The 25398-nt window shown below is 58.2% G+C and carries 26 protein-coding genes; 3 read left to right on the forward strand and 23 right to left on the reverse strand.

Features of this window, described 5'->3' with window-relative positions:
• Positions 1–38: 38 nt before the first annotated feature.
• The 8 genes from J2Y56_RS20720 to J2Y56_RS20755 all read right to left on the reverse strand — a co-directional run bounded on the left by J2Y56_RS20720 (position 39) and on the right by J2Y56_RS20755 (position 9639).
• Positions 39–2285, reverse strand: coding sequence for a chemotaxis protein CheA (locus J2Y56_RS20720; protein WP_007946771.1), 2247 nt, complete (start codon positions 2283–2285; stop codon positions 39–41).
• A 53-nt stretch (positions 2286–2338) separates the two neighbouring features.
• Positions 2339–3127, reverse strand: coding sequence for a protein phosphatase CheZ (locus J2Y56_RS20725; protein ID WP_310352339.1), 789 nt, complete (start codon positions 3125–3127; stop codon positions 2339–2341).
• A gap of 22 nt (positions 3128–3149) precedes the next feature.
• Entirely contained in the window at positions 3150–3521 is a 372-nt protein-coding gene (locus J2Y56_RS20730) for a chemotaxis response regulator CheY (RefSeq protein ID WP_003183998.1), read from the reverse strand.
• A 168-nt stretch (positions 3522–3689) separates the two neighbouring features.
• On the reverse strand, positions 3690–4430 hold the full coding sequence (fliA, locus tag J2Y56_RS20735) for an RNA polymerase sigma factor FliA (protein ID WP_095080132.1): 741 nt from the start codon (positions 4428–4430) through the stop codon (positions 3690–3692).
• A complete protein-coding gene (fleN, locus tag J2Y56_RS20740) occupies positions 4427–5257 on the reverse strand; it encodes a flagellar synthesis regulator FleN (protein WP_007946776.1) in 831 nt (276 codons plus the stop codon). The genes fliA and fleN overlap by 4 nt, the downstream gene beginning before the upstream one ends.
• Positions 5258–5373: 116 nt before the next feature.
• The gene (gene flhF / locus J2Y56_RS20745; protein WP_007946777.1) at positions 5374–6708 is read right to left on the reverse strand and encodes a flagellar biosynthesis protein FlhF; all 1335 of its coding nucleotides are present in this window, start codon (positions 6706–6708) and stop codon (positions 5374–5376) included.
• 11 nt (positions 6709–6719) lie between these two features.
• Entirely contained in the window at positions 6720–8849 is a 2130-nt protein-coding gene (flhA, locus tag J2Y56_RS20750; RefSeq protein ID WP_310352343.1) for a flagellar biosynthesis protein FlhA, read from the reverse strand.
• A 304-nt stretch (positions 8850–9153) separates the two neighbouring features.
• Positions 9154–9639, reverse strand: coding sequence for a hypothetical protein (locus J2Y56_RS20755; protein ID WP_310352345.1), 486 nt, complete (start codon positions 9637–9639; stop codon positions 9154–9156).
• Between the two features lie 27 nt (positions 9640–9666).
• Here J2Y56_RS20755 and tnpB point away from each other — a divergent pair, with 27 nt between their 5' ends.
• The 3 genes from tnpB (at position 9667) to J2Y56_RS20770 (ending at position 13126) form a co-directional block, all read left to right on the forward strand.
• Positions 9667–10071, forward strand: a complete 405-nt coding sequence (gene tnpB, locus J2Y56_RS20760; RefSeq protein ID WP_310352348.1) for an IS66 family insertion sequence element accessory protein TnpB — start codon at positions 9667–9669, stop codon at positions 10069–10071.
• 16 nt (positions 10072–10087) lie between these two features.
• Complete coding sequence (gene tnpC, locus J2Y56_RS20765) at positions 10088–11632, forward strand: IS66 family transposase (RefSeq protein WP_310352351.1); 1545 nt, start codon at positions 10088–10090, stop codon at positions 11630–11632.
• A gap of 378 nt (positions 11633–12010) precedes the next feature.
• Positions 12011–13126: a hypothetical protein gene (locus J2Y56_RS20770; RefSeq protein ID WP_310352355.1), complete on the forward strand. Its 1116-nt coding sequence runs from the start codon at positions 12011–12013 to the stop codon at positions 13124–13126.
• A 46-nt stretch (positions 13127–13172) separates the two neighbouring features.
• On the opposite strand, the gene flhB is transcribed toward J2Y56_RS20770, so the two are convergent.
• The 15 genes from flhB to fliH all read right to left on the reverse strand — a co-directional run bounded on the left by flhB (position 13173) and on the right by fliH (position 25398).
• Positions 13173–14312, reverse strand: coding sequence for a flagellar biosynthesis protein FlhB (gene flhB, locus J2Y56_RS20775; protein ID WP_310352357.1), 1140 nt, complete (start codon positions 14310–14312; stop codon positions 13173–13175).
• A 3-nt stretch (positions 14313–14315) separates the two neighbouring features.
• A complete protein-coding gene (gene fliR, locus J2Y56_RS20780) occupies positions 14316–15101 on the reverse strand; it encodes a flagellar biosynthetic protein FliR (RefSeq protein WP_310352359.1) in 786 nt (261 codons plus the stop codon).
• Positions 15102–15104: 3 nt separating this feature from the next.
• Positions 15105–15374 (reverse strand): flagellar biosynthesis protein FliQ, encoded by a 270-nt coding sequence (gene fliQ, locus J2Y56_RS20785; RefSeq protein ID WP_007948918.1) that lies wholly within the window; start codon positions 15372–15374, stop codon positions 15105–15107.
• Positions 15371–16129, reverse strand: coding sequence for a flagellar type III secretion system pore protein FliP (gene fliP / locus J2Y56_RS20790; protein WP_007948917.1), 759 nt, complete (start codon positions 16127–16129; stop codon positions 15371–15373). The genes fliQ and fliP overlap by 4 nt, the downstream gene beginning before the upstream one ends.
• Positions 16129–16575, reverse strand: a complete 447-nt coding sequence (gene fliO, locus J2Y56_RS20795; protein WP_310352363.1) for a flagellar biosynthetic protein FliO — start codon at positions 16573–16575, stop codon at positions 16129–16131. Before fliO ends, fliP begins: the two co-directional genes overlap by 1 nt.
• Entirely contained in the window at positions 16576–17034 is a 459-nt protein-coding gene (gene fliN / locus J2Y56_RS20800; RefSeq protein ID WP_007948915.1) for a flagellar motor switch protein FliN, read from the reverse strand. It lies immediately after the preceding gene.
• 68 nt (positions 17035–17102) lie between these two features.
• On the reverse strand, positions 17103–18071 hold the full coding sequence (gene fliM / locus J2Y56_RS20805) for a flagellar motor switch protein FliM (protein WP_007948914.1): 969 nt from the start codon (positions 18069–18071) through the stop codon (positions 17103–17105).
• Positions 18072–18080: 9 nt separating this feature from the next.
• Complete coding sequence (gene fliL, locus J2Y56_RS20810; RefSeq protein ID WP_310352367.1) at positions 18081–18578, reverse strand: flagellar basal body-associated protein FliL; 498 nt, start codon at positions 18576–18578, stop codon at positions 18081–18083.
• Between the two features lie 224 nt (positions 18579–18802).
• The gene (locus J2Y56_RS20815; RefSeq protein ID WP_310352368.1) at positions 18803–20212 is read right to left on the reverse strand and encodes a flagellar hook-length control protein FliK; all 1410 of its coding nucleotides are present in this window, start codon (positions 20210–20212) and stop codon (positions 18803–18805) included.
• Between the two features lie 104 nt (positions 20213–20316).
• Positions 20317–20664 (reverse strand): Hpt domain-containing protein, encoded by a 348-nt coding sequence (locus tag J2Y56_RS20820; protein ID WP_007948909.1) that lies wholly within the window; start codon positions 20662–20664, stop codon positions 20317–20319.
• A gap of 30 nt (positions 20665–20694) precedes the next feature.
• Positions 20695–22398, reverse strand: a complete 1704-nt coding sequence (locus J2Y56_RS20825; RefSeq protein ID WP_310352370.1) for a fused response regulator/phosphatase — start codon at positions 22396–22398, stop codon at positions 20695–20697.
• Positions 22399–22403: 5 nt separating this feature from the next.
• Complete coding sequence (locus J2Y56_RS20830; RefSeq protein ID WP_310352373.1) at positions 22404–22712, reverse strand: STAS domain-containing protein; 309 nt, start codon at positions 22710–22712, stop codon at positions 22404–22406.
• 81 nt (positions 22713–22793) lie between these two features.
• Entirely contained in the window at positions 22794–23243 is a 450-nt protein-coding gene (fliJ, locus tag J2Y56_RS20835) for a flagellar export protein FliJ (RefSeq protein ID WP_007948906.1), read from the reverse strand.
• Between the two features lie 6 nt (positions 23244–23249).
• Positions 23250–24608, reverse strand: coding sequence for a flagellar protein export ATPase FliI (gene fliI / locus J2Y56_RS20840; RefSeq protein WP_310352376.1), 1359 nt, complete (start codon positions 24606–24608; stop codon positions 23250–23252).
• Positions 24598–25398 carry a flagellar assembly protein FliH gene (gene fliH / locus J2Y56_RS20845; RefSeq protein WP_310352378.1) on the reverse strand — a complete coding sequence of 267 codons (801 nt, stop codon included), beginning with the start codon at positions 25396–25398 and terminating at the stop codon, positions 24598–24600. Before fliH ends, fliI begins: the two co-directional genes overlap by 11 nt.

Raw genomic sequence — 25398 nt, forward strand, 5'->3', positions numbered from 1 at the left:
TAGACGGAGCGAGGCTCAGTCGCCCCGCTCCACCAGAATCAAATACGCCGCGTGGCGTAACGCTTGAGCATGCTCGGTACATCGAGAATCAGCGCGATGCGGCCGTCACCGGTGATGGTGGCGCCTGACATGCCTGGCGTTCCCTGGAGCATTTTGCCCAATGGCTTGATGACCACTTCTTCCTGGCCCACCAACTGATCGACGACAAAGCCGATCCGCTGGGTGCCCACCGAAAGGATCACCACATGGCCTTCGCGCTGCTCTTCGTGAGCGGCGGAGCTGACCAGCCAGCGCTTGAGGTAAAACAGTGGCAGCGCCTTGTCGCGCACGATCACCACTTCCTGGCCGTCCACCACGTTGGTGGTCGACAGGTCGAGGTGGAAGATCTCGTTGACGTTCACCAGCGGGAACGCAAATGCCTGGTTGCCGAGCATGACCATCAGCGTCGGCATGATCGCCAGGGTCAACGGGACCTTGATGACGATCTTCGAGCCCTGGCCCTTGGTCGAGTAGATGTTGATGGAACCATTGAGCTGGGAAATCTTGGTTTTCACCACGTCCATGCCCACGCCACGACCCGACACGTCGGAGATCTCGGTTTTGGTCGAGAACCCTGGCGCGAAGATCAGGTTGTAGCACTCAGTGTCGCTCAAGCGATCCGCTGCATCCTTGTCCATCACTCCACGCTTTACCGCGATGGAACGCAGGACCTGCGGGTCCATGCCTTTGCCGTCATCGGAGATCGACAGCAGGATGTGGTCGCCTTCCTGTTCCGCAGCAAGAATTACCTTGCCGCCACGGGACTTGCCCGAGGCTTCACGTTCTTCCGGCGACTCGATGCCGTGGTCGACAGCATTGCGCACCAAGTGGACCAGAGGGTCGGCCAGGGCCTCGACGAGGTTCTTGTCGAGGTCGGTTTCTTCGCCGACCAGTTCCAGGTTGATTTCTTTCTTGAGCTGACGAGCCAGGTCGCGAACCAGACGCGGGAAGCGCCCGAACACTTTCTTGATCGGTTGCATCCGGGTCTTCATGACCGCGGTTTGCAGGTCAGCCGTCACCACATCAAGGTTCGACACAGCCTTCGACATGGCCTCGTCAGCACTGTTGGCGCCCAGGCGAACCAGGCGGTTACGCACCAGCACCAACTCACCGACCATGTTCATGATTTCGTCCAGACGCGCGGTATCGACCCGCACCGTGGTCTCGGCTTCGCTGGCCGGTTTTTCCGCTGGCGGCGCGGCCGGAGCACGGGCCGGGGCCGGTGCGGCGGCGGCCACCGGTTTCGGTGTTTCGGCTTTGGGCTCAGGCGTCTTGGCAACCGGTGCCGGTGCGACCGCCTTGGCGACTGGCGCCGCGACGAAAGAGGCGGCAGAACCGGTCGCTACTTCGCTGAACTTGCCTTTGCCATGCAATTCGTCGAGCAGCGCTTCGAACTCGTGATCGGAGATCAGATCGCCGCCCGCTGCAGCTGCAGTCGGCGCAGCCGGTACCGATACCGAAGCAATGGCCGACTCCAGCGCATCCACCGCAAAGTTGCCTTTGCCGTGCAACTGGTCGAGCAGTGCTTCAAATTCGTCATCGGTAATGTCGCTACTGTCGCCTGCTGCTTTCGGGGCAACGGGCGCGGCGGGTGCGGCGGTCACGGCATCGACAGCGAACTGGCCTTTACCGTGCAGTTGATCGAGCAGTGACTCGAACTCGGCGTCGGTGATTTCGTCGCTGGCCGCGGCATCGTTGACCGGCGTGGGTGTAGCAACCGGAGCTTCGGCCTGAGCCTTGACAGCGTTCAGCGAGTCCAGCAGTTGTTCGAATTCGTTATCGGTGATGTCGTCCGATTCAGTTTCAGCAGCAGGTGCTTGCGCCGCTTCAGCAACGGGTGCCTGTTCATCGGCCGATTGCGGCTCGGCCAGACGGGCCAGTGCCGCGAGCAATTCAGGTGTTGCAGCCGTGATAGGGCTGCGCTCGCGGACTTCGCTGAACATGCTGTTCACCGCGTCCAGCGCTTCCAGGACCACGTCCATCAGTTCCGAATCCACGCGTCGCTCACCCTTGCGCAGGATGTCGAACACGTTCTCGGCGATGTGGCAGCACTCCACCAGCTCGTTGAGCTGGAGGAAGCCGGCGCCCCCTTTTACAGTGTGAAAACCGCGAAAAATTGCATTGAGCAAGTCCGCATCATCCGGTCGGCTTTCAAGCTCGACCAGCTGTTCGGACAGTTGCTCCAGAATCTCGCCGGCCTCAACCAGAAAATCCTGAAGGATCTCTTCATCGGCGCCGAAGCTCATTAAGGGGGTGCTCCTGAGGTCTAAAAACCTAAAAAACCTAAAATGCTAAAACTCTAAAATCCTAGGCTGGATAACAAATCGTCCACATCGTCCTGACCGGACACAACATCTTCTCTTTTATCGGCATGAATCTGCGGACCTTCACCCTGAGAGAGATGTTTTTGCGGATCTTTTTCAGCCAGCATCGATTCACGGTCATGTTCGATACCCGCAAAGCGATCTACCTGGCTGGCCATGAGTACGAGCTTGAGCAAGTTGCTTTCAACTTCGGTGACCAATTGAGTCACGCGCTTGATGACCTGACCGGTGAGGTCCTGGTAATCCTGAGCGAGCAGGATGTCGTTGAGGTTGCTCGACACCGTGCGGTTGTCTTCGGTGCTGCGAGTCAGGAAACCGTCGACCCGACGGGCCAGCTCACGGAACTCTTGCGCCCCGACTTCGCGACGCATGAACCGGCTCCAGTCCGTGCTCAACGCCTGGGCTTCTGCGCTCAAGCTGTTGACCAGCGGCGTGGCGCTCTCCACCAGATCCATGGTGCGGTTGGCCGCAGCCTCGGTCAGCTTGACCACATACCCCAGGCGCTCAGTGGCGTCCGTGATCTGTGAAACTTCCTCGGCTTGCGGCATGTCAGGGTCAATCTGGAAATTGACGATCGCGCTGTGCAGCTCGCGAGTGAGCTTGCCCACTTCCTGGTACAGGCCGCGGTCACGGGTCTGATTGAGCTCATGGATCAATTGCACAGCGTCGCCGAACCGGCCCTTTTCAAGGCTCTCGACCAGTTCCACTGCGTGTTTTTTCAGGGTCGATTCAAAATCGCCCATTGAAGATTCTTTATGCTCCATAGCTCCCCCGTGGCGCAGTGGATCAACCGATGCGTTCGAAAATCTTCTCGATTTTTTCTTTCAACGCCTGGGCCGTGAAGGGTTTGACGACATAGCCGTTTACACCGGCCTGGGCCGCTTCGATGATCTGCTCGCGCTTGGCTTCAGCAGTCACCATCAGCACCGGCAAGTGCTTGAGCTTTTCATCGGCGCGCACGTGGCGCAGCAAATCGATACCGGTCATGCCAGGCATGTTCCAGTCCGTTACCAGAAAGTCGATGCTTCCGCTGTTGAGAACCGGAATGGCAGTAGTGCCATCGTCGGCTTCGACCGTGTTGGTGAACCCAAGGTCACGCAACAGGTTTTTTATGATCCGCCGCATCGTTGAGAAGTCATCAACGATGAGGATTTTCATGTTCTTGTCCAATTCGACCTCCAAGCAGTCTTAAACGCGCCCAGCACCTGGACACGCCATTTCATTCAAACCGGCAATGCATTCGATGACTGTCTGGAGCACAACAGATCGCGACCAGTGCCGTTCAAAACCGCACCAGACTCGTTCGCAGTGTCCCCCACACTGCCTTCAGCGCGCTCGCCACTCCCCCAAACGCCCCCGCAAACGGGCCGCGCACTGGCTGTGTAACTGGCTGACCCGCGATTCGCTGACCCCCAGGACCTCACCGATTTCCTTGAGATTCAACTCTTCGTCGTAGTACAGCGCCAACACCAGTCGCTCACGCTCCGGCAAATTGGCAATCGCGTCCGCCAGCGCCGCCTGGAAGCGTTCATCTTCCAGATCGCGTGACGGCTCGAGATGAGCACTCGCGCCATCCTCGTGCAGCCCTTCGTGTTCGCCGTCCTGCAACAGATCGTCGAAACTGAATAAGCGGCTACCGAGGGTGTCGTTCAAAATCCCGTAATAATCGTCGAGACTCAATTGGAGTTCGGCCGCAACCTCGTGATCTTTAGCGTCACGACCGGTTTTAGCTTCAATAGAGCGAATTGCGTCACTGACCATGCGGGTATTTCGGTGGACCGAACGCGGAGCCCAGTCCCCCTTGCGCACTTCATCAAGCATGGCGCCGCGGATTCGTATGCCCGCGTACGTCTCGAAACTCGCGCCCTTGCTGGCGTCGTATTTGGTCGACACTTCCAGCAGGCCGATCATCCCGGCCTGGATCAGGTCTTCAACCTGAACACTGGCTGGCAGACGGGCCAGCAAGTGGTAAGCAATGCGTTTGACCAGTGGCGCGTAACGCTCGATCAGCTCGTACTGCGCGTCACGTGCCGAGTTCTTGTAGAGGTTGTAGCCACTGGCTGTCATAGAACGGGACCCGCGGTCTGCTGCACCAGCCGCTCGACGAAAAACTCCAGGTGCCCGCGCGGGTTGGCAGGCAATGGCCAGGTATCGACCTTCTGCGCGATGGCCTTGAAGGCCAGGGCGCACTTGGAACGCGGGAAGGCTTCGTAAACAGCGCGTTGCTTCTGCACGGCCTTGCGCACGCTTTCGTCGTAAGGCACCGCGCCGACGTACTGCAGAGCGACGTCGAGGAAGCGATCAGTGACCTTGGTCAACTTGGCGAACAGGTTACGACCCTCTTGCGGGCTCTGGGCCATGTTGGCCAGGACGCGGAAGCGGTTCATGCCGTAATCGCGGTTAAGCAACTTGATCAGCGCGTAAGCGTCGGTGATGGAGGTCGGCTCGTCGCAGACCACCAGCAAGACTTCTTGCGCTGCACGAACAAAGCTGACGACCGAGTCGCCAATACCCGCAGCCGTGTCGATCACCAGGACGTCGAGGTTGTCACCGATGTCGCTGAAGGCCTGGATCAGGCCGGCGTGTTGAGCCGGGCTCAGGTGAACCATGCTCTGTGTGCCGGAGGCCGCCGGAATGATTCGAACACCGCCCGGCCCCTGCAACAGAACGTCGCGCAGCTCGCAGCGGCCTTCAATCACGTCGGCCAGGGTACGTTTGGGTGTCAGTCCCAGCAGGACGTCGACATTCGCCAGGCCCAGGTCAGCGTCCAACAGCATGACGCGACGGCCGAGCTCGGCCAGGGCCAGTGACAAATTCACTGACACGTTAGTCTTGCCGACGCCACCTTTGCCGCCGGTCACCGCAATCACCTGTACGGGATGCATGCTGCCCATGTTATTTCTTTACCTTGTCTTGCATAGACGGAGGCCACATTACTGGCTGCGCGTTCGCTAAAGGAACAATGCATGGCAGGCCATCGATGTAGGTACAAAAACTGTTCATTACTACCTTAGCCGACCTGCTTGGTCGGGCTGTGGTAAATATCAGCGAACATATCAGCCATGGCTTCTTCGCTGGGTTCTTCCTGCATTTGTACGCTAACGGCGCGGCTGACCAACTGATGACGTCGCGGCAGATGCAAATCATCCGGAATCCGCGGGCCGTCGGTCAGATAAGCCACCGGCAACTCATGACTGATCGCCAGGCTTAACACCTCGCCCAGACTTGCCGTTTCATCCAGTTTAGTCAGGATGCAGCCAGCGAGCCCACAACGCTTGTAGCTATGATAAGCGGCTGTTAGAACCTGTTTCTGGCTAGTGGTTGCCAACACCAGATAATTTTTTGATTTGATGCCACGTCCGGCCAGGCTTTCGAGTTGCATACGCAGTGCCGGATCGCTGGCCTGAAGGCCCGCGGTATCAATCAACACCACGCGTTTGCGCAGCAGCGGTTCCAGCGCCTGTACCAATGACTGCCCCGGATCGACATGGGTCACCGACACATTGAGAATCCGCCCGAGCGTCCTGAGCTGCTCCTGGGCGCCAATGCGAAAGCTGTCCATGCTCACCAGCGCGATATTCTGTGCACCGTACTTGAGTACGTAACGGGCGGCGAGCTTGGCCAGGGTGGTGGTCTTGCCCATACCGGCAGGACCGACCATGGCAATCACACCGCCCTCTTCCAGTGGCTCGACTTCCGGTGTGGCGATCATCCGCGCCAAATGCGCCAGCAACATGCGCCACGCCTGACGGGGTTCATCAATGTCAGGAATCATAGCCAACAAATCGCGGGACAACGGGCCGGACAGGCCGATGCGTTGCAGGCGACGCCAAAGGTTAGCCTGGGCCGGACGGCTGCCTTGCAGCTGATTCCAGGCCAGCGAGCCGAGTTGCACTTCCATCAGTTCGCGCAGGCTGTTGAGCTCAAAACGCATCGAGTCGAACGCACGTGGGTCAACACCGCCGGCGGCAGGTGCCGGGGCGGGTGCCGCGCGACGCGGTTCGGCGTAGGTCGGTTCGATCAGCGGCTCGGCGGCCGTCAATGGCAGGCCGGCGAACAACTGGCGATTGGTGGTCTTGTCGCCTTCGGTTTCGCCGTCGCCACGCAGGCTCAATTCGGCCTGGGCCGTGACGATGCGCGACTGGGTCTTGCGCAGCTCATCCTCGAGTTCCATGTTCGGAACACGCGGGGCCAGCGCCGACAATTTGTAATCCAGCGCAGCCGTCAACTCGACACCACCGGCAATCCGGCGATTGCCAATAATGGCGGCATCGGCGCCCAGCTCATCACGAACCAGTTTCATGGCCTGACGCATATCGGCGGCGAAAAAACGCTTAACTTGCATAAACCACTACCTCAGCCGTTGGGCCCTACTGTCGCAACGATGGTCACTTGCTTGTTGTCAGGAATTTCCTGGTAAGCCAACACATGCAAGCCCGGGACTGCCAGTCGGCCAAATCGCGACAACATCGCGCGAACCGGGCCGGCCACCAGCAGAATCACCGGTTGACCTTGCATTTCTTGACGCTGCGCGGCATCGATCAACGAGCGCTGCAGTTTTTCAGCCATGCTTGGCTCCAGCAGAACACCCTCTTCCGAGCCTTGTCCTGCCTTCTGCAGACTATTGAGCAATATCTGTTCCAACCTTGGTTCCAGAGTGATCACGGGTAGCTCAGAGTCAGTGCCTACAATGCTTTGGACGATTGCGCGGGATACGCCGACACGCACAGCGGCCACCAGAGCGGCAGTATCTTGACTCTTGGCGGCGTTGTTGGCGATCGCCTCGGCGATGCTGCGAATATCTCGCACGGGCACCTGTTCGGCCAGCAGCGCCTGCAACACCTTAAGCAACTGCGACAGCGAAACCACGCCCGGAACCAACTCCTCAGCCAGCTTGGGCGAGCTTTTGGCCAGCAATTGCATGAGTTGCTGGACTTCTTCGTGACCGATCAGTTCGCTGCAGTGTTTGTACAGAATCTGGTTCAAGTGAGTGGCCACGACCGTACTGGCATCGACCACGGTGTAACCGAGCGATTGCGCCTGGGCGCGCTGACTGATTTCGATCCAGACCGCCTCTAACCCAAAAGCCGGATCTTTGGCGGTTATGCCATTAAGCGTGCCGTAGACCTGCCCCGGGTTGATCGCCAGTTCGCGCTCCGGATAAATCTCCGCCTCAGCCAGAATCACCCCCATCAGGGTCAGGCGATAGGCACTGGGTGCCAGGTCGAGGTTGTCACGAATATGCACCGTCGGCATCAGAAAGCCCAGGTCCTGGGACAGCTTCTTGCGCACGCCCTTGATCCGCGCCAACAGTTGCCCACCCTGATTGCGGTCCACCAGTGGAATCAGGCGATAGCCGACTTCCAGGCCAATCATGTCGATTGGCGTGACGTCATCCCAGCCCAGCTCCTTGGTCTCCATGGCGCGGGCCGGCGAAGGCAGCAGTTCCTGCTGTCGCTTGACCTCTTGCAGGGCCTGGACCTTGACCACGTTCTGCTTCTTCCAGAACAGGTAAGCACCACAGGCAGCGACCGCCGCCATGCTCAGGAAGGAGAAGTGCGGCATGCCCGGCACCAGGCCCATCACTGCCATCAAACCCGCTGCGACGGCGAGCGCTTTTGGCGAGGCGAACATCTGGCGGTTGATTTGCTTGCCCATGTCTTCCGAACCGGAAGCACGGGTCACCATGATCGCCGCCGCAGTGGACAACAGCAGTGATGGCAATTGCGCCACCAAACCGTCACCGATGGTCAGCAACGCGTAAACCTTGCCGGCGTCGGCGAAGCTCATATTGTGCTGGAAGATACCGACCGCCATGCCGCCGATCAGGTTGATAAACAGAATCAGCAGGCCGGCAATGGCGTCGCCGCGCACGAATTTGCTGGCACCGTCCATGGAGCCGTAGAACTCGGCTTCCTGGGCCACTTCCATCCGGCGCAACTTGGCCTGGTTCTGATCGATCAGGCCGGCGTTCAAATCGGCGTCGATTGCCATTTGCTTGCCGGGCATCGCATCGAGGGTGAATCGCGCGCTCACCTCGGAAATCCGCCCGGCACCCTTGGTCACCACGACGAAGTTGATGATCATCAAAATCGCGAAGACCACGATACCGACCACGTAGTTACCGCCGATCACCACCTCACCGAAGGCCTGGATCACCTTACCGGCGGCGGCATGACCATCCTGACCGTGGAGCATCACCACCCGTGTGGAAGCCACGTTCAGCGCCAGTCGCAACAGCGTCGCCACCAGCAGGATGGTCGGGAACACCGCAAAATCCAGTGGCCGCAACGCGTAGACGCAGACCAGCAGCACGACAATGGACAGCGCAATGTTGAACGTGAAGAACACGTCCAGCAGGAACGGCGGCACTGGCAGCATCATCATGGCCAGCATGACCAGCAGCAACAACGGCACACCCAGGTTGCCCCGACTCAAGTCGGCAACGTTTGTGCGGGCATTGTTGAGTAACTGAGAGCGATCCACCGGTTTTCCCCGTTCCTTTAAAGCAAACTTTTGACGCCTGAAGCAGGCGCAGGGCGGCTATTGCAAGAAGCCTTCCAACTTTTGCCAAGGCGTTAAATAGAGGGGGCGATTGGGGTTTTGTTGTAGCAGCTGCCGAGGGACGATTCGATTGATTAGCCCGCGGTCAGAATCTGTTTGTCAGTGATTGGACCAAAACTCAATGTTTTGCCATTGATGTAGCGTGCGCCCTTAAGCACTGTGACACCGTCGACGTCCACAGCCTCTTCATGCGTATACATCAGCGTCACGATAGAAACGGGGGTTACTATTTCGGTTCCTTCTTGATTTGTACTAACAGGGTCAGCGCCCAATGAAAGGGGATGATTCCAAGATCTTTGATCCCGATCTGCCGCTCAGGATCTTCCCACCGAAAATCCTGCCGGGCGGTAATAAACATCAGGTCTCCCTCTATTTTGAATTGCGGCCTGTGATATCGCCTTTCCATCACTGCGCTGATCCAGTCATCCATGTATGAATCCGGCCCCGTAAAGAGCTCGAAGAGCGTTGCGTTGTTGATGATTTTTCCGGCAGCACCATAAAACGGACTGTAGGTATGGTGATACGCCAACCCTCCCAATTCGGGTCGAATTGCGTTAGTCCGCTCTTGCAAATAACCCGGAATGTAGATGTTTGCCATCTGCACAAAATGGGTGAAATCCAGCATCAATTTAAAAGTAACGGTGTAACCGATTGCCCGATCACGTGGATATTGTTCCAACGTGCCCGAGACAAATTTCAGTAAGCGCTCCATGAAGCCCACATTCCAAGTCGAAATCTGATGCTCGAAGCTGTGCTCCCCAACTCTTTCTGGAGCCAGCACCTCATGATGCGACCCAATGCAAAAGTCGAAAAAGTGTACCTCTACCCCAAGCCCGTGGACTTCCGAAAGTCCATCGATGGCCTGGCTGCGCTGGTCGAGCTGGATATTAAAGTCGCGGTGTTCGACCCCGTGCTTTTTGTTTTTCTGAATCGCCACCGTAATCGAGTGAAAATCCTCTACTGGGAGCGCAACGGCTTTTGCCTTTGGCTCAAACGCCTGGAGTCAGAGCGCTTCAAAACATCACCCGACGCCACCGAGGAAGCCATCGTGTTAAGCGTTCAGGAACTGAATTGGTTGCTCGACGGTTTTGATCTGTGGCGCAACCGCCCGCATCAAGTTCTGACTCCAAGATTCGTCGTCTGACGGGTATAATCCGGGCATGAATTTAATGCCCGAAGACCTTCCTGATGACCCAGCCTTGCTCAAGCAAATGTTGCTTGAGGCATTCAGTCGTCAGCAGGTAACGGCGGAGGCTTATCAGACTCATATCGTCGACCTGAAAGAACAGATCAAGCTTTTGCGCGACCGTTTATTCGGTCGCAAGTGCGAACAAACCGTTGAACCCAATACGCCGCAACTGGCGCTGTTCAACGAACCTGAAAGCGAGCCGATGACTCTGGTCGGCGACGTCGACGAAGAGGTTGTCGCTCCGACTCCACGTCGTGGTAAGCGTAAGCCTCTGTCGGCTAATCTGCCGCGTATCGAAGTCATCCACGAACTGCCTGAACACGAACTGACGTGTGCCTGCTGTTGCCGCAAGCATGTGGTGAGTGAAGAAACCAGCGAGCAGCTGGATATCGTGCCGATGCAAATCCGGGTCATAAAACATATCCGCAAGGTCTACGGTTGCCGCGGCTGTGAAAGGGCTCCGGTCACCGCTGACAAACCTGCGCAGTTGATTGAAAAGAGCATGGCCAGCCCAAGCGTTTTGGCCATGTTGTTAACGACCAAATATGTAGATGGCTTACCGCTGCACCGTTTCGAAACAGTATTGAGCCGACATGGCATTGATATCCCAAGGCAAACACTGGCTCGCTGGGTGATCCAGTGCGGCGAACATCTGCAACCGCTGTTGAATCTGATGCGTGACCGATTACTGGAAAGTCCGGTCATCCACTGCGATGAAACTCGCGTCCAGGTGCTTAAAGAACCGGATCGCGACCCGACCAGCCAATCCTGGATGTGGGTACAGGCCAGTGGGCCACCGGATCGAAAAGTCGTGCTGTTCGACTACACCTCCAGCCGTGCGCAGGAAGTACCGCTGCGGCTGCTGGAAAGTTATCGCGGCTACGTAATGACTGATGATTACGCGGGTTATAACGCACTGGCGTTGCAACCGGGTGTTGAGCGGCTGGCATGCATGGCCCATGCGCGCCGCAAGTTCGTCGACGCGCAGAAAGTGCAGCCCAAGGGAAAGACCGGGCGTGCCGATATCGCGCTGACGATGATCAACAAGCTGTACGGCATCGAGCGTGAACTGAAAGACGGCAGCGACGAGCAGCGGTTTATCGGGCGTCAGGAAAAGAGCTTGCCGATCCTGGGTCAACTGAAAAGCTGGCTGGATAAAACCCAGTCTCAGGTGACGCCGCAGAGTGTGCTGGGCAAGGCGGTTAATTATCTGGCGAGCAACTGGAGCCGGCTGGAGCGTTATGTGGAGGCTGGTTTTTTACCGATCGACAATAACGCTGCCGAGAGAGCGATAAAGCCTTTTGTGATAGGACGAAAAGCCTGGTTGTTCAGTGATACGCCGAAGGGCGCCACCGCCAGTGCGCAGATGTATAGCTTGGTCGAGACCGCCAAGGTCAACGGCCAGGAGCCCTATACGTGGCTGCGCCACGTACTGGAAAAACTGCCATATGCGCAGTCGGTAGCCGACTACGAAGCGTTGCTGCCGTGGAACTGCGCACCGGAAATGCCACGGTAAACGAGGCGGTAGGTGTGGTTCATGGATCGGATACAAATTTCACCTCCATGCCTTGCAGCTTTTTAAACGGTTGCGCTTCCATGATTGCAGCCTCCAAGACCTGACACAGGCATAGATCCCCGACGCTCGCGCCGAATGAACAGAGCTGCTACTGAAGGGACATTGCCGGGAGAATTACCAGGGCAAGGACAGCACTTGAGAGCGCCGATTGTCTACTGTCAGAACTAACAGGTGGTGCAGAGGCTTTGCCGGACGAGGTAATAAAAGTGCGAGACCGCTGGTCGCAACTGTCAGATCTGACAGTAGTCGGCGCAGCACGTTAGAGGCCAGATAAAGCGGCTCTTTAAACCGGGCAATCTGCCGAACTGGAGAATCCTCATGCTCTCAACTTCTACCACACTAGATCCCGCAAACCCGAAAGTACTCGAAGCCTATGGTGCCGCCGGCGATCGACTCGACTTTGATAGCGTTTACCACGCCGAGTACATTACCGCTCAAGTCCCTCATTACACCGGTATGGCTCGGGGTCACACAGTTCGCATGACCTGGGAAAACCCTCGGCATGTCTATCATTCAGAGGTGGTGACCGTCGGTACGCCGGGGGTTATCAATATCCGTATTCCACGCATTGACGTCATTGATGCCATAGGCCATACGGTCAAGGTTTATTTCACCGTGCGCACCGCACCAGACACTCCACTGATTTATTCCAAATATCTGCTGTTGCGTATCGATCCCCAAGCGTTCGATCTAATTGCACCGACCCTGTCGAGCGATCAAAAAACCGTCAGTGTCAGCTATATGGGTATGGTGACCGGCTACACCGTTCGCATACGCGCCACCGGCAAAACCACATGGGACAGTGACGAGCGCGACGTGCAGACGGGCGTTACTCCGATCTTTACACTCCCCGCTTATTGGATTGCAGAGAATAAGAACATCGATATCCGGATCAATTACAGCGTTTACAAATCGGGCAGCGGTCAGAACTTGATGTTTTCGAAAGTATTGAGGCTGAGAATGGGGGGGAGCGCACCGATTCTGTCCGAAAACTTTGATGACAAGCCAACACAACTTATTACACAAGGTCAGCGAATCGAATTTCCCAGCATGACAATCACATTTCTCTCTGGTACCGGAAGAATGGGAATCGTGGCACTTTCCGCGACACCAGTGTATTACCCGGTTTTACCTGGAAAACGTGCCGGACACCTGCTGAACATCTGCTATCAAGATCAAGGAGTGCAACGCTGCAGGCTTGATCTTAAATCAACCTACTCCAAGATCAGTTTTTGGCACACATGGGTAGATACCTCGCCCATAACAGCGTTTTATTACAACGCAGCCAATCAATTATTGGGGCAGAGTCAGTTTAGTCAATCTTGGCACGACGCTCATTTGCTCGAGTTTGCAGCGACGGGAATTACTCGAATTGAAATTCAAACCAGTGCGTCCGACTGGATTGGACTGGACCACTTTTTGTTCACGCCTTAACAGACACTCACTCCCCGAGCGCCCCAGCACAGTCAAATAACGATAATCAGGAGTCGCGACGCAAATCCGGCGGAATCGGCAGGTCATCCTTGAGTGGTTCAGGCGGTTTGCCTTTGCCCGCGCGGTGCTGGCGGACCTGGTAGACGTAGGCCAATACCTGAGCGACCGCCAGATACAGCCCGCCAGGAATTTCCTGTTCCAGCTCAGTGGAGTAATAGATCGAACGCGCCAGCGCTGGCGATTCGAGCAGCAACACGTCGTTGGCCACGGCGATTTCCCGGATTTTCAAGGCCAGAAAGTCATTACCCTTGGCCAGCAGCACCGGCGCGCTACCTTTGTCGGGGTCGTACTTGAGCGCGACGGCGTAGTGCGTCGGGTTGGTGATGACCACGTCGGCCTCGGGGATTGCCGCCATCATCCGCCGTTGCGACATCTCGCGCTGCAACTGGCGAATTCGCTGTTTGACCTCTGGCCGCCCTTCCTGATCCTTATGCTCGTCGCGCACTTCCTGCTTGGTCATCAACAGTTTCTTGTGGCTCTCCCACAGCTGCACCGGCACGTCGACAGCGGCGATGATCATGAGCCCGCAGGCCATCCACAAAGCGCTCCAGCCGACGACTTGCAGGCTGTGAATGATCGCCATTTCCAATGGCTCGTGCGCGATGCGCAACAGGTCATCGATGTCAGCAGACAACACCGCCAGTGCCACGAACAACACGATCAGAAACTTTGCCAGAGCCTTGAGCAGTTCGACAAGGGCCTTGGTCGAGAACATTCGTTTGAGCCCCGCACCGGGGTTCATGCGACTGAATTTCGGCGCCATCGAGCCCGCTGCGAACAGCCAGCCACCGAGGGAAATCGGACCGATCAACGCGGCCAGCAGCAAGGTGATCATCACCGGCTGAATCGCCACCAGCGCAATCTGCCCCGAATGCAGCAGGAAACTGCCCATATTGCGCTGATCCATAATCACTTCCCGCGAGAGCGTGAAGTTCATGCGCATGAGCTCCATCATCTCCTGCGCCAGGGCACCGCCGAAAATCAGCAAGGCGCCAGCACCCGCGAGCATGATCGCCAGGGTGTTGAGCTCCTTGGAGCGCGCAATCTCACCCTTGTCCCGGGAGTCTTTTTTGCGTTTCTCCGTGGGGTCTTCTGTTTTGTCCTGACCGCTTTCGCTCTCAGCCATGACTCAGCGCGCCCGTGCCAGTTCGCGTAAAAACTGCAAGGCCTCGGTGGCCAGCGGTTGATACTGATTGATGATGTCCGCCAGCCCGACCCAGACGATGAACAGCCCGAGCACCAACGTCATCGGGAAACCGATAGAGAAAATGTTCAGTTGCGGCGCCGCCCGGGTCATCACGCCAAACGCAATGTTGACCACCAGCAGCGCTGTGATTGCGGGCAGCACCAACAATAACGCGGCACCCAGCACCCAACCGAGCTTGCCGGCCAGCTCCCAGAAATGATTGACCAGCAAACCACTACCGACCGGTATTGTCGTGAAGCTTTCGGTCAGCACTTCGAAGACCACCAAGTGGCCATTCATGGACAGGAACAACAGCGTCACGAGCATGGTGAAGAACTGCCCGATCACCGCCACGGACACGCCGTTGGTGGGGTCGACCATCGAAGCGAAGCCCATGCCCATCTGAATGGAGACGATCTGCCCGGCGATCACGAAGGCCTGAAAGAACAACTGTAAGGAAAAACCCAGCAACGCGCCAATCAGGATCTGCTCGGCAATCAGCAGCAGCCCGCTCAAGTCCAGCGCATTGACCGGCGGCATCGGCGGCAGACCCGGCGCAATCACCACGGTGATCGCCAGCGCAAAATACAAGCGCACACGCGTGGGCACCAGGGACGTTCCGAACACTGGCATGACCATCAACAACGAGCCGATACGAAACAGCGGCAACATGAACGTCGCCACCCAGGTACTGATTTGGAGATCGGTCAGCTGAAGCAACGACGGCATGGTTTAGCCGATGACCTGAGGAATACTGCCGTACAGCTGCAGGATGTATTCCATGAAGGTCTGCACCAGCCACGGGCCGGCGACAATCAGCGTCACCAACATGACGAGCAAGCGCGGCAGGAAGCTCAGGGTCTGTTCGTTGATCTGCGTGGCGGCCTGGAACATCGCCACCAACAGGCCGACCAGCAGGCTGGGAATCACCAGCACGGCGACCATCATGGTGGTCAGCCACAGCGCTTCGCGGAAGATGTCTACCGCCACTTCCGGCGTCATGGTGATACACCGCCAAAGCTGCTCGCCAAGGTACCGATGATCAACGCCCAGCCATCCACCAGCACGAACAGCATGATCTTGAACGGCAGGGAAATGATCAGTGGCGAGAGCATCATCATCCCCATCGCCATCAGCACACTGGCGACGACCAGGTCGATGATCAGGAACGGAATGAAGATCATGAAGCCGATCTGAAACGCGGTTTTAAGCTCGGAGGTGACAAACGCCGGCACCAGAATGGTCAGCGGCGCCTGATCCGGCGAGGCGATATCGGTACGCTTGGACAGGCGCATGAACAGCTCAAGATCGCTGCTGCGTGTTTGTGCCAGCATGAAGTCCTTGATCGGCACCTGAGCCTTGGCCACGGCATCTTGAGCGGTGAGTTTTTCCGCCAGATACGGTTGCAACGCGTCCTGATTCACTCGGTCAAACACCGGCGCCATGATGAAAAGCGTCAGAAACAGCGCCATACCCGTGAGGATCTGGTTCGATGGCGTCTGCTGCAAACCCAGGGCCTGACGCAAAATCGAGAAGACAATGATGATCCGAGTGAAGCTGGTCATCAGCATGACAAACGCCGGGATGAAGCTCAGCGCGGTCATGATCAGCAGGATTTGCAGGCTGACCGAATATTCCTGAGCACCATCGGCATTGGTGCCCAGGGTGATCGCCGGGATCGACAACGGATCGGCGGCGAACGCCAGCGGCGCGGCCAGCATCAGGGCCAGCGTCAAGACGATGCGTAACGCACCCATTACTTTTTATCCTTCTGATCCTTGCCGAGCATCTCCAATAGACGCTGGGCAAACTCCGGAGTCGCTTTTTCACTTGCGCCCGGCACCTGCACCGGCTCCTTGAGCACGTGCAGCGCAGTGATGGTGCCAGGACTGAGGCCGAGCAGGATCTGCTCGTTGCCGACTTGCACCAGCATCAAACGGTCGCGAGGCCCCAGCGCACGGGAACCGATCAGTTCGATCACCTGCCCTTTGCCGGCCGGCCCGGCCTGCTGGACCCGGCGCAACATCCACGCGAGGAAGAAGATCAACCCCAGCACCAGCAGCAAGCCCAACACCAATTGCGTCAATTGCCCTGCCACCCCACTGCTGACCGCCGGCGCGGCGACCGCAGCAGCGGTCGCTATCGGCTCGGCAGCCAGCACGCTGAACGGCATCGCCAGCACAAACCCCAGAACCTTTTTCACTTAGCGCAGCTTCTTGATGCGTTCGCTCGGGCTGATCACGTCGGTCAGGCGGATGCCGAACTTCTCGTTGACCACAACCACTTCGCCGTGAGCGATCAGCGTGCCGTTGACCAGTACGTCCAGCGGCTCACCGGCCAGACGATCCAGCTCGATCACCGAACCCTGGTTGAGTTGCAGCAGGTTACGGATGTTGATGTCAGTGCTGCCCACTTCCATGGAAATCGATACCGGGATATCGAGGATCACGTCCAGGTTCGGACCTTCCAGGCTGACCGGATCGTTGCTCTTCGCCACGCCGCCAAACTCTTCCATCGGCAGACGGTTGGACGACGAGCCAGCGCTATCGGCCGCCAGCAAGGCGTCGATATCGTCCTGACCGGCGTCTCCGGTTTCTTCCAGGGCCGCAGCCCATTCATCAGCCAGCGCCTGGTCGTCCTGGGCGTTCATATCGTCGTTCATCATTTGTCCTCGGCGGGCAAAAATTCAGTGAGTAGCAGTCTGTTGAAACAAAGGGGTTTGAGCGCTGGTCAACGGCGCTCGATCGGCTCGATCACCTGCAACGCGAGGTTGCCTTTGTGCGAGCCCATCTTGACCTTGAAGGCAGGCACGCCATTGGCGCGCATGATCATTTCTTCCGGCATCTCGACCGGGATAATGTCCCCGGGCTGCATGTGCAGGATGTCGCGCAAGCGCAACTGGCGACGGGCAACCGTGGCACCGATCGGCACGTCGACATCCAGCACGTCCTGACGCAGGGCGTTGACCCAGCGCTCGTCCTGGTCGTCGAGGTCCGACTGGAAACCGGCGTCGAGCATTTCACGCACAGGCTCGATCATCGAGTACGGCATGGTCACGTGCAGGTCGCCGCCACCGCCATCGAGCTCGATGTGGAACGTGGACACCACAACGGCTTCGCTCGGGCCGACGATGTTGGCCATCGCCGGGTTCACTTCCGAGTTGATGTACTCGAAGTTCACTTCCATGATCGCCTGCCAGGCTTCCTTCAAATCGATGAAGGCCTGCTCCAGCACCATGCGCACCACGCGCAGTTCGGTGGGGGTGAATTCACGCCCCTCGATCTTGGCGTGACGGCCGTCGCCGCCGAAGAAGTTGTCCACCAGCTTGAACACCAGCTTGGCGTCGAGGATGAACAGCGCGGTACCGCGCAATGGCTTGATCTTCACCAGATTGAGGCTGGTCGGTACGTACAGCGAGTGCACGTACTCGCCAAACTTCATCACCTGCACACCACCGACGGCAACGTCCGCCGAGCGACGCAGCATGTTGAACATGCTGATGCGGGTGTAACGGGCGAAACGCTCGTTGATCATTTCCAGGGTCGGCATGCGTCCGCGGACGATGCGATCCTGGCTGGTCAGGTCGTAGCTTTTGACGCTGCCGGGTTCAGCAACGTTATCGGTCTGTACCAGACCATCGTCGACGCCATGCAACAGCGCATCGATCTCATCCTGGGACAGCAGGTCCTGCACGGCCATGTCGTGTTCCTACTGCAGTACGAAATTAGTGAAAAGCAACTGTTCGATCACCACTTTGCCGAGCTCTTTCTGCGCCACTTCCTGAACGCTGGCCGTGGCCTTCTGACGCAACATCTCCTGGCCAACCGGCGTGGCCAGGGCGGTGAAATCCTGGCCGGAAAACAGCATGACCAGGTTGTTGCGGATCACCGGCATGTGCACTTTGAGCGCCTCCAGTTCGGCCTGATCGCGACCCTGCATGGTGATACTCACCTGCATGTAGCGCTGACGGCCATTCTGGTTGTAGTTGGCGACGAAGGCCGGTGCCATCGGCTCAAAAATCGCGGGCTGCTTGCCGACCACTGCGGTTTCCGCAGCGGCAGGTTTGCTCTGGGCGTTGTGCATGAAGAACCAGGTCGCCCCCACGGACATGCCGATCGCCAGCAGCAAGGCCACCACGATCAAAATGATCAGCTTGATCTTGCCTTTGGTTGCGGGCTCTTTTACTGCTGCTTCGCTCTTCGCCATGCCAATAATCCGTCACTATTCGGGTTTTCACAGTCGCACGGCAAGGCAAGAGCAAGTGTTATGCCAGAAGTATCGGGAGGGCGCTGGGCGGGGGTTTCAGGGAGACCACAAAAACAAATGTGGGAGCGAGCCTGCTCGCGATAGCGGTGTAACAGTCAACGAAAATGTTGAATGTTACTGCCTCATCGCGAGCAGGCTCGCTCCCACAGGGGATAGCGTTTTTATCAGGCGTAGTAATCGACGGCGCTGGAGCCGATCACGCTGGTGGTGTCGACGGCGGCTTCAGTCACAGCAGTCGCGAGGTCTTCTTCCATCGAGTCGACGCGACCACCAGCGGCATTGGAGCGACCGCCCTGCCCCTGCTGAGCTTGATCCTGCCCCTGACCTTGCCAGCCACGAGACTGATCGGACACGTTGACGTCTACCTGCCCCATGCCCTGCTGCGTGAACATGTCACGCAAGCGATGCATTTGACTGTCCAGCGCTTCGCGAACGCTTGGATGGGCGCTTATGAAGGTGACTTGGGTCTGCTGGTCCGGAACCATGTTCACCCGAATATCGAGGCGACCCAGCTCGGCCGGTTGCAACTGAATATCGGCCGCCTTGAGGTTGGCGCTGGAGAGGTACATGACGCGGTTGACCACCTCTTCGGTCCAGCCACTCTGATGCATGGCAATCGGCTGATTCACCGGCAACGTGTTAGCCGTTTTAGGGGTGGCCGCTTGAGTCAATGCCGCCAGACGGTTGGCGAAGTCATCGACACGGGTATCACTGCTGGCGCTTTTCAGGTCTTTAAGGCCGTCATCGATCAGACCACTGAACGCTTTCTCGCCGCCTTGGCTGGTGCTGTCTTTATCGGTTTGCAGATCAACCATGCCCGCCATGCCGGCGGCAAAGCTCTGCGTCAAGGTCGGTTCACTGTCAGCCGGGGCCGGGGCTTGGGCTTGGGCTTGGGCTTGGGCTTGGGCTTGGGCTTGGGCTTGGGTCGGAGTTGCTATGGGCCGGGCCTGGCTGGAAGCGGAAATGTGACCACTTTGCTCCATGGCCAGACGCACGGCTGGCAGTGCGTCGAGTGGATCGGCTTCAGGATCGAAGTCGCTGACGATGGTTGCGGCGGCTTGCGCAGGAGTGGCAGCCACAGGCGCCGCGACCGACACCGTGACCTGCGGTTGCACAGTGTCAACAACGGGCACGGCGTGCTCGACAGGAACCGTGACCAATGGCTGCACGACCGCCATCAAGGCAGGATCAAGGGACGGATCGATTGGGGGGGTGTCGACCACCGGCGTCTCGCTGGCAACCGGTGCGACATTGCCGGTGAGCGCATCCTCGACCGGCGCCGGTTTTTCGGCGGGCAAGGAATTGCCGCTATCGGCAACCAAAAGCTCCAGGACGGCAGCGGTATCGCTGTTGACGTCGGAATTTGCCGTGCCTTGCGCCGCGGTATCAGTCGCCGGCGTGGCGGATTTATCCGCGTCCACAGCAGGTTTGCCCTGAGACTGATTGGCATAAACCTCAGCAAAGCTGGAGGCTTTATCCCCGGGCTCAGCAGCCACCGCCGGGGTATTGGCGGACGTGGCGACGGTCTTGGCCGCCGGGCTGGCCTGAGAAATTGAATTGGGGGTAACGGGCATTAAACGGTCTCCGCTGCACTGGGATCGTAGGTACAGTTGAGCGAGTTAAATGCAAGGGACGGGCCAGCATGACCAACCGGCGCTAAAAGCGCCAAGTGGTCGGATTATTCGGAGAGAGAGCGCTGTCTTTCCGCCTCATAAAGCGGTCGGACGATGGCAAATTCACCGTCGATTTCTCCCAATAGTTTATCAATGCCGGCGAGGCTTTTTTGCCTGGCGCGCTGTTCAAGCTCATGGCACAACTCAGCCAGGCGAACGGCGCCCATATTACTGCTACTGCCCTTGAAACTATGGGCTGTATTCATCAGCAGCAAGGCATTATCAGCCGTTCGCAGCGTCAGCAAACGCTCTTCGGAATCACGAAGAAATACATCCAGCAGCTCTGGATACTCATCCTCCATCACTTCCTGCAACGCGATCAGCACGCTTGGGTCCAGATGTGTGTCAACCACTTGCTCACTCCTTGATCAAGAATGCGTGAATTATGCCAGAGCCTCCCAGAAAAACTCCACGCACGCACTGCGCCCATTGTCAGACCAGCTCGCATTACGGCTCAACTGGCGGATAAGGCTGATGCCACGGCCCGACAGGCGGGCACCATCAAGCGGCCGATCCTGTACCCGAGCCACGTCAAACCCCTTGCCACTGTCTTCAACCCGAACAGTCAGGCAACCGCCCTTGCCTTCTGGCGTGACCTGCAAATGCACTCGCACATAACCGTCCTGCAGTGCATCCAGGCGCTCATTGCGCTGAAGATAATAGCGCGCAAAACCCGATGCATCGCGCTTGAGGCTTGAATCCAGACCCAGCACGCCGTGCTCCAGCGCATTGGAATACAGCTCGGCGAGCACACTGTAGAGCGCGCCGCTCTGAGCCCGCAACCCGTGAACCTCAAGCAGCAACTGCAACAGGTAGGGCAGCGGATTGAAACGTTTGAGGGTCGCGGCGCGGAACTCAAAACTCGCTGACCAGTCCAGCGGACAGGACTGGCCGCTGTCGGAGTACACCAACGCAGGAGGACACAGTTGCGCCGCCTCCAGCAGTCTGATCTCGACCATGCTCACGTCATCGCGGGCTTCGCCGCCAAAATCCCGCAGAGCCTGTTCGATTTCTTCGAAGAGTGCGTCAGGCTGACGGTTGGCCGCAAACACCTGCCGCAACCGCTCAACGCCAAACAATTGCTCGTGACCATCGCAGGTATCGATCACCCCGTCGGACAGCAGGAACACTCGATCCCCAACGGCCATCGGGAACACTTCGGTGCGGTCATCGAAGGTCTGCGAGCTCAGAACGCCCAGCGGCAAGTGACGCGCTGTCAGCGGCTTGCGCTCACCTGTAGCGATGCTGTGCAAATAGCCGTCCGGCATTCCGCCATTCCAGACCTCCACCGAGCGTCGCTGAAAGCTCAGACACAGCAAGGTGGCGCAGCAAAACATGTCGACCGGCAAGATGCGCTTGAGCTTGGCGTTCATCTCCCGCAGGGTTTCCGCCAGGCCGTAGCCCTTGGCCGTCATGCCGTAGAAGACTTCGGCCAGTGGCATGGCCCCCACGGCCGCTGGTAACCCATGGCCGGTGAAATCCCCCAACAGCACATGCATATCGCCAGCCGGGGTGAAAGCGGCCAACAACAGATCACCATTGAACAGCGCATAAGGCGATTGCAGGTAGCGAATATTCGGCGCACTCAGGCAGCCGGAATGCGCGACCTTGTCGAACACGGCCTTGGCCACCCGCTGCTCATTGAGCAAATACTCGTGATGCCTGGCGATCAGGTCACGCTGCTGCAGCACAGTGCTTTGCAAGCGGCGCAAGCGATCCATCGCCTTGATCTTGGCCGCCAGAATTACCGGGTTGTAGGGCTTCGCCAGAAAGTCGTCACCGCCAGCCTCCAGGCACCGGGCCAGCGCTTCGCTTTCACTGAGCGAGGTCAGGAAGATGATCGGCACCAGGGTTTCCCCGGCCAGCAGCTTGATCTGTCGCGCAGCCTCGAAACCGTCCATCACCGGCATCATGGCGTCCATCAACACCAGGTGCGGTCGTTGCTGGCGAAAGGTTTCGACCGCCTCGGCACCATCGGCGGCGGTCAGCACTTCATGGCCCTGGCGGCGGACGATGCGCGACAGCAGCATGCGATCGGCCGCACTGTCTTCGGCGATGAGTATGGTCAGGGGTTCGAGTGACTGCATGCCCGTCAACTGATGTCGAACAGCTTGTCGAAATTGGAAATGGCGAGGATCTTCGTCACGTCCGAACTGCTGTTGATCAAACGAATATCGGACCGGTCTCCGCCTGCGTGATCCCGCAGCAGGAGCAACATGCCGAGTGCCGAGCTATCGAGGTAGGTCGCGTCTTTCAAGTCGACCACCACCGAGTTTGGCATTTTTCCGTCGGTGCACTCGTAAGACTCACGAAACTCCTGATGTTTAGTGAAATCGAATCGTCCTTTGACCGCGATCGTAAGTTGTTTCCCATCCCGGGATAGTTCTGCTGTGACTGTCATTAAACGGCTTCCTTGTCATGGGCTAACGTGCTGCACAAGGTTTAGCACTAGGGAGAAAGGGGAGCAAGGCGCAACGATTGTTCAATACGGATCATGTCTGGGCAAGCGCTGCGACAATTCATCCAGCAATTTCTGTTCGCGCTTGTCTTCCAGCTGCTGTGCCTCATCCCGGTAACGCTGTACCAGTTTTCGCAAACCTTCGACACGGGCGAACGCTTGTTGCCAGGTGTCGCGCGCTTTGTTCAGGTTGTTCTGGTGCCAGTTCAGGCTCTGTCGCTGCTGATCGATGGCAGTGCCCAATTGCGCCAGAAAACCCTGATACCCCAGCAACCACTGACCGGAAACGCCACTGCTACCGCGCACGATCCATTGTTCCTGGTATTCGAGGCGGAAGGCTTCAAGGTCGGCGAGCTTGCTTTCTGCCACACGCACCTGCCCCTGAAAATGCCCGAGGCGAAGGACGGCGGTTTTCTCGGCCTTTTCGGCCATTTCCACCACCGGCGCCAGGCGCGCGGCTCGACTTACAGCCATGGCGGGTTAACCGCCCGCTGCCGGGGCAAAAATGGACGCGAGATGGTTAACGCTGGCGCCCATGCCGATGTTGTCGTTCAAACCCTGACGCAGGTAAGTGACCATGGCTGGCTGGAGGGAAATCGCGGTGTCGGTTTCACGATCGCCACCCGGCACATAAGCACCGACACTGATCAAGTCGCGACTCTGCTGATAGCGTGACCAGTACTGTTTGAACATTTGCGCGCGGGTCATGTGTTCTGGGCTGACCACCGATGGCATGACTCGGCTGATGGACGCTTCGATATCGATGGCCGGGTAATGCCCCTCTTCAGCCAATCGGCGGGACAACACGATGTGACCGTCGAGTACGCCGCGCGCGGCATCGGCAATCGGGTCCTGCTGATCGTCGCCTTCGGACAACACGGTGTAGAACGCCGTGATCGAACCACCGCCCTTCTCGGCGTTACCGGCCCGCTCCACCAGCTTTGGCAGCTTGGCAAATACCGACGGCGGGTAACCTTTAGTGGCGGGCTGTTCGCCAATGGCCAGGGCGATTTCCCGCTGGGCCTGGGCAAAACGGGTCAGGGAATCCATGAGCAGCAGGACGTTTTTGCCCTTGTCGCGGAAATACTCGGCAATGCGCGTGCAGTACATCGCCGCACGCAGACGCATCAGCGGCGCATCGTCCGCCGGCGAGGCCACGACGACGGAACGCTTGAGCCCTTCTTCACCGAGGATGTGCTCGATGAATTCTTTGACTTCGCGACCCCGTTCACCGATCAGCCCGACGACGATAATGTCGGCCTCTGTGAATCGAGTCATCATGCCCAGCAGCACCGATTTACCCACACCAGTACCGGCGAACAGCCCGAGCCGCTGGCCGCGACCGACCGTCAACAAACCGTTGATGGTACGAATGCCCACGTCCAGCGGTTCGCTGATCGGTTCGCGCTTGAGCGGGTTAATGGTGGGGCCGTCCATCGGCACCCAGTCTTCGGCTTTCATCCCGCCTTTGCCGTCCAGCGCACGGCCGGCGCCATCAAGCACCCGCCCCAACATGCTCATGCCCATTGGCAAGCGGCCGGTATCGGCCAACGGAACCACACGGGCACCCGGTGCAATGCCGGCCACGCTGCCGACGGGCATCAGGAAGACTTTGCTGCCGGAGAAGCCCATGACCTCGGCTTCAACCTGCACCGGATGATAGCTGTCGTCGTTGATGACCATGCAGCGGCTGCCCATGGCAGCGCGCAGGCCTTCGGCTTCGAGGGTCAGGCCGACCATGCGCAGCAAGCGGCCTTCCAGGATCGGCGCACCGGCCAGTTCCGTAGCCTCGGCGTAACCGCTCAGGCGCTTGGCGAAGCTGGTGCGATCAAGACGCATCGGAGTTGTCCAGATCCGGCTCGACAGCAGGCTTTTCGTCGACAGGCACCTCCAGGCTCAAATCCGGTGCAGACGGGTGCAACGCCTGATCGTGCAACTGATCGAGCAGCTTGGCCATGACCTGGGCGACGCGGGTTTCGACGGTGGCGTCGATGCGACTGTGTTCCGTTTCAACCCGGCAACCACCGGGCAACAACGATTCGTCTTCGACGATGCGCCAGGTTTCTTCATGGCGTTCACGCAGCGCTTTGACTTGTTCGAAGTCCTGCGGATTGATGTACAAGCGCACATTGCCTGCACCCAACGGCAGGAGCTTGAGTGCTTCACGCATGACGTGTTCAATCTGCGTGGAGTCGATGGCCAGTTCGCGCTGAATCACTTGTTTGGTGATGTGCTGCACGAGGTCGACCATGGACTTTTCAATGAAGGTGTCCTGCTCGGCGATAGGCTCGAACAGGTTGACCATCAACTGCTCAAGACCGGCAATCTTCGGTGTCAGCGCCGCTTCGGCTTCCTGACGAACCTTGAGCGTGGTGCTGTGAAAACCTTCTTTCTCGCCCACTGCAAAGCCTTCGTTGTAGGCCTCCTGGCGAATCGCTTCGAGCTCTTCAAGGGTCAGTGGCTGGACTTCGTCCAGCGGCACTTCTTCCATTTCCGGCGGCTCGGGCTCAGGTTCTGGCTCGGGCTCCGGGACAAACGGATCGAAACTGGGCAGCGCCCAGACGTCGAAAGCGGCAACCTGCTTGCCACGAATCAGGTCGGTCTGGGACTCATCATGTTTAGACGACAT

It is taken from the genome of Pseudomonas sp. BE134, from assembly GCF_031456105.1.
GTDB lineage: Bacteria > Pseudomonadota > Gammaproteobacteria > Pseudomonadales > Pseudomonadaceae > Aquipseudomonas.